Source organism: Collinsella aerofaciens, assembly GCF_001404695.1.
GTDB classification, from domain to species: domain Bacteria; phylum Actinomycetota; class Coriobacteriia; order Coriobacteriales; family Coriobacteriaceae; genus Collinsella; species Collinsella aerofaciens_E.
In genome coordinates this window covers 1-3711 of record NZ_CZAQ01000059.1, presented here as the reverse complement: position 1 = coordinate 3711, position 3711 = coordinate 1, and the positions used below count along the sequence as shown (strand labels likewise).

General features: G+C 55.6%; 2 protein-coding genes. Both read left to right on the top strand.

Annotated elements, in window-relative coordinates; translation table 11 throughout:
• On the top strand, positions 1–1091 hold a 1091-nt coding region (locus tag AQ996_RS09370; protein WP_216595008.1), incomplete at its 5' end, for an RES family NAD+ phosphorylase.
• Positions 1092–1293: 202 nt separating this feature from the next.
• Positions 1294–3549: a KAP family P-loop NTPase fold protein gene (locus tag AQ996_RS09365; RefSeq protein ID WP_172674641.1), complete on the top strand. Its 2256-nt coding sequence runs from the start codon at positions 1294–1296 to the stop codon at positions 3547–3549.
• Positions 3550–3711 lie beyond the last annotated feature (162 nt).

The following is a 3711-nucleotide window of genomic DNA, read 5'->3' as shown; positions in this document are numbered from 1 at the left end:
CGAGGCGGCATAGGATATCAACCGTGTTCCAGGTTCCAGGACGCCGGGCCGACTCGCTTCGGATCGGGCGCTACACCAACTTTCTCGACACTACCTCTAAAGACTACTTCGGCGTCTACGAGAGCCTTGCCAACAGCCTTTCTGGGCTGACCGTCAGGGGTCCCGACATCGCCCTCCTTGGCAATGTCGGCGGGCTTGTCGATTCCCTCGGGGATTTTGGCTATGGTGGCTCGATACCGCGTGGTGCCAAGACCTTCGTGAGAGAACTCAGCAAGGCCTCGCTCGAGCGGCTCTCCGTTAGCGAAGATGTCTCGGTCGACATCAGGGGGAAGAGGTTGCTCGTCACGAGGTCCGTGACGGATCCCGTGACGGACCTCGTGGTCTGCAGTTGGGCCTGCAATTTGGCCGGCGATGATTCCGGCGAGGTATCCGCGAACGTTCGCTCGTTCAACGTCCTGACCTCGTCCCTGTCCTTCCTTGAGGGGCTGACAGAGGTTGACATGATGGAGCTTCAGCAGCTCTGCTCGGATGAGCCCGCCTTCGCAATGGATTGTAAGGCCGGTAGGGTTATCTGGGAGACGGTTCGTGACTGGAGGGATGCAATTTCGTTCGACAGGCCGGTCTATTACCATGCTCGGCTAAAGCCCGCGGGGACGGCCCCGTACCTTAAGGACGACATGGCCAAAGCACCCCGACTACTTGTGAAAGCGGGAAGGTTTAACGGCCCGCAGAAGGCTTACTACTACTTCTCTGACACAGAGCACGGCGCGATGCAGGAGATTGGGAAGCACGGTTCGGGGGACGAGGCCCAGGTCGCCGAGATAGAGGGCAGGCGCGACGTCCGCCTCATCGACCTTTCCGGCGTGGGCCGCGGGACCAACTACTTCCTGAAGTACCTTCGGTTTCCATTCACCAACACCGACCAGGTCATCCCGCCGGAGTACCTCGTGCCAAACTTCGTCGCCCAATGCTGCCGCCATGCCGGCATCGACGGAATCAAATACTACGGCAGCAAGACGTACAGCAACTACGTGGTTTGGGATGACGGCTTGTTCCGCATCGCGTCCATGCGCGTGGTTCCCATCGAATAAGGCTGGTATGACAGCTGAATTCGATGTGGTCGGCTTCTTCGATGAGCTCATGTGCGCGCTTGGGGAGATTGCAGGCTACATCGGCGTGGTCGACCATGGGCGCTAGCCCCATCTACGGGTAAATGAGCCGATTCTAGCGAACGCAAATTTAATGTGGGGGTATCGAATAGCTCATTTCTGACTGTAATAGGAGGTAGTGGCCTTGGATAAATCCAACCTATCTCTTGCCACGGATACACCAATCAAGGCAAGGGAGCAAGATCTTATCGGAAGGACCCCTTTCGCTGAGAGGCTGGCAGATATTCTGAAATCCGCAGCTGGTCCCGAGTCCCTTGTCATTGGTTTGTATGGGCCTTGGGGATCAGGCAAGACTTCGGTTATAAACCTCGTTGAAAATGCGCTCTCCCGAAAAGACGATGACGGCAAGGCGGGCGTCTCTGTCGTCCGTTTTGAGCCCTGGAATTACCTCACGTCCGAGCAGCTGCTCGCTCAGTTTCTTAAGGAAGTCGGGAGTGCGCTTGATAAAGATGTACATGGGCGGCGCACGCTATTCGGCAAGTTATTCGGCAAGCTGTGCGGTAAGCGCCCCGAGGTGCTCAATGCTTTCGCGGCATATTCTGAAGCCTTGTTGATTACCGCCGGTGCCGCTGCCAGTTTGGCGGGCGCGCCGCTTGCAGGCGTTGCTGTGCCTGCCTTCGGCAAACGTTTGGCGAGCAGGTTGAGGAAATCCGCAGAAAGGGCGGGAAGCGTCTCTTCGAAGAAACAGAGACTTGAGGAGGAGCTCCTCAAGTTCGATGGGCGGGTCGTAGTGATCATCGACGACATTGATCGGCTGCCGAACGATCAGGTGCGTATGGTGTTTCAGCTCGTCGCCTCCCTGGCGAAGCTTCCGAAGATAAACTACCTTCTTTCATTCGATGAGGAGGTGGTTACGCGGGCTTTGAGTGAAGTCCAGAATTGCGATGGCGCCGAATATCTGGAGAAGGTGGTCCAAGTCCCTGTGCACCTGCCGTCCATTTCATCGGGCGATTTGGAGCGGGTGCTTCTCAAGGACATCAATGCGATTTTCAAGTCGTTTGCATACAGGCTGGAGGACCTCGACGACAAGAGGTGGAACGGCGTCCGCCTGACGTTTCTGAACAATCGGTTCTTCACCATAAGGGAGGTTCGACGGTTCACGAACGCGTTAAAGGCGAAGTTGAGCATCCTGCCGCGATTCTGCTGCTTCGAGGACGTCGTCGCCTTGGCGGTACTGGAACTCAAGGTGCCAAAACTCGTTGATTGGATTCGCGTGCACAAGGACCTCCTTTGCGGCACAATCGGATCGTCATTATATATGAATAACATGGATCCAAAAGACAACCTCGCCAATTTGGAGGAGCTGATTTCTAGGATAGTCCCGAGATCTGAAGCCAAGTGGGCGGTCGAGGCCGTCTGCAGGCTTTTCCCGCGGGTGGCAAATAAAACTGGCATGAGTCATTGCGTCTCTTACTCGAGGGAGAGCTTGAACGCTATCTGGCGGGCCGATTCCTTCGATCAATACTTCCATTCGAACATGCCGGACGGAATCGATATTCATGAGGTGCAGGATGCGTTAAATGTGAGCGAGGGCGGAGTATTGCTCGAAGACCTGCAAAGGCACGCCGAAGCGGGAAGCATGATCGACTTTGTATCGGCTATGAGGGCCCGTGTATCGACATTGGAGGAAGACCGTGCCGAGGTCGTCACTAGGGCGTGCCTTTTGGCCTTGGGTCTGAGCGAGGAAAAGAGCTACGCCCCTTTGGCCTCGACTAGCGCCGACCTGGAACTCATCAGACTCATCGAGTTGCTGTTCAAACGGTTGGGGCCTGCTAAGTCTGGCGAGATTCTGCGAGCGTCGGTGGACGAGAGCGAGGGGAGAGTAATCTATCCGCTCGTGCCTTTCTTGATATATCAGCTGGACAGCATGAATGCCACGGAAAATAGCGATTGCAAGACGCTTTTGCCCGAAGGCAGTATTTTCGAGCTTTCTGATGCCGTTTGCGCCAAGGTAGGCGAGGACGCCGCCGCGAGAAACCTGTTCCTAGACGATGAGTATCATTATGCGCTGATCTTGCTCAAGAAGCGTAAACCCAATGAATTTATGGCTTATGCGAAAAGGGTTGCCAATGCTGACGGGGCGGGGTGCGCGTCTTTTCTTTCGTTCGGGACGGGTCGCTACACATCGCTGGACAGCGGCGAAGTAACGAGCTTCTTATTCGATAAGACTGGTGTCGCAGAGGTGGTCGAGCTCGCAAAGATCGACGGTCTTCTTACTGCGGCGCGCGCAGACGGCAGCTTTTTCGAGTTGCCGGAAGACTGCCAGCTGGTTGCGGCAGCTTTCTGTGTTGCGAATGAAGATGATGCTAGGAACGAGGTCTCTGCTGAAGAAGCCGGTAGGTTCCTCGCGCGTTGGAGGCGAAATGCCAGGAGGGCGTGATTCTTCCTTTCACCGATTGGCAAAACGATTTACACCTAATTGTGAACATTGCCCACGCGATTTTTCTTGGCTCTGTTAGACCAGGAGTGACATAAATCCGATGTCACCGCGACGGGCTATCCTTCATTAACGTTGAAGGAGGAACCATGGACGCCGACGATC